Genomic DNA, 1,038 nt, shown 5'->3' with positions numbered 1-1,038 from the left:
ACGCTGCCGGTGGCGCTGCTCGCGTTCGCGCACGCGTACCTGCAGGCCTCGGGCGGCCAGGTCCCCAGCAACCACGCAGCCAACCCCCAGTAGCAGGGCAATGCGGGGCGCTAGTGTTGCCCAGGTGAAAATCTCGCCCGCCCTGTACACGCTGAGCCTCACGGTCGCGGCCGCCTTCGTGCTCGCCTTCACGGTGGGCAAGGCCTACATCTCCGTCCCCGGCCTGTGGGACGCCGCCGCGCACCAGATCCAGCAGATCCGCCTCGACCCCTTCGTCTCCTTTCAGCACTACCGCGTGTGGTGGGGCCCCTGGTTCAACCTCTTTGGCAACCTCGCCCTCTTTGTCCCCGTGGGCTATATCGCCTATCGACGCTCCGTCGCCGCCACCACCTGCTTCTGCTTCCTCGCCAGCCTCACCGTCGAGTCCCTGCAATTCCTCCTCGCGGCGGGCTACAGCGACATGGACGACCTCATCTTCAACACCACCGGCGGCCTCATCGGCGCTGCCGCCGCCTCCCTGCACAAGTCGCCCACCGCGATGTGGCTGTTCAACGCCTGCGCCGTGGTCATCCTCGTGCCGTACCTTTCGCTCGGCGCGAACCAGCTGGCCGCGTTCATCGCCTAGGGTAGGGGGCATGAGTCAGGACACGCAGCGCGGTTGGTTTACGCGCCGGGTCTTCCCGGACGGCACCGAGCCGGACCCCCGCTTCACGCTTGCTAACGAGCGCACCTTCCTCGCCTGGACCCGCACCGCCCTCGCGTTTCTGGCCGGGGGCATCGCGCTCGAGGCCTTCGACCTGCCGGGGATCGACCCCGCCACGCGCTCCATCATCGCCGCCGTGATCGTGGTCATCGCGATGGCGATCTCGCTGGGCGCGGCGGTGCGCTGGGCGCGCCTCGAGCGCGCCCTGCGGCACGGCCGCCCCCTCCCGGCCCCGGCGATCGTGCCCGTCCTCGGCGTGGGCATCTTCCTCGCCGCCGTCGTCGTCCTGGTCAGCCTGACCTGATGGGGCAGCAGACGCGGCCGATCCCGCTCGC

General features: G+C 69.8%; 2 protein-coding genes. Both read left to right on the top strand.

The window, feature by feature from the left end; translation table 11 throughout:
• The first annotated feature begins 124 nt into the window (after window positions 1–124).
• Window positions 125–625 (top strand): VanZ family protein, encoded by a 501-nt coding sequence (locus tag EAW56_RS12445; RefSeq protein ID WP_167457448.1) that lies wholly within the window; start codon window positions 125–127, stop codon window positions 623–625.
• A 10-nt stretch (window positions 626–635) separates the two neighbouring features.
• Entirely contained in the window at window positions 636–1,007 is a 372-nt protein-coding gene (locus tag EAW56_RS12440; RefSeq protein WP_095553798.1) for a YidH family protein, read from the top strand.
• Window positions 1,008–1,038: the final 31 nt, after the last annotated feature.

Origin of the sequence: Corynebacterium gottingense (assembly GCF_003693265.1) — a bacterium.
Classification (GTDB): Bacteria; Actinomycetota; Actinomycetes; order Mycobacteriales; family Mycobacteriaceae; genus Corynebacterium; species Corynebacterium gottingense.
The sequence above is the reverse complement of the archived record's forward strand: the minus strand, read 5'-3'. Positions and strand labels throughout refer to the sequence as shown.

Excerpts from the sequence above, each read along its gene's own strand:
- EAW56_RS12440 (WP_095553798.1), top strand. The coding sequence starts at position 636 with ATGAGTCAGGACACGCAGCGCGGTTGGTTTACGCGCCGGGTCTTCCCG.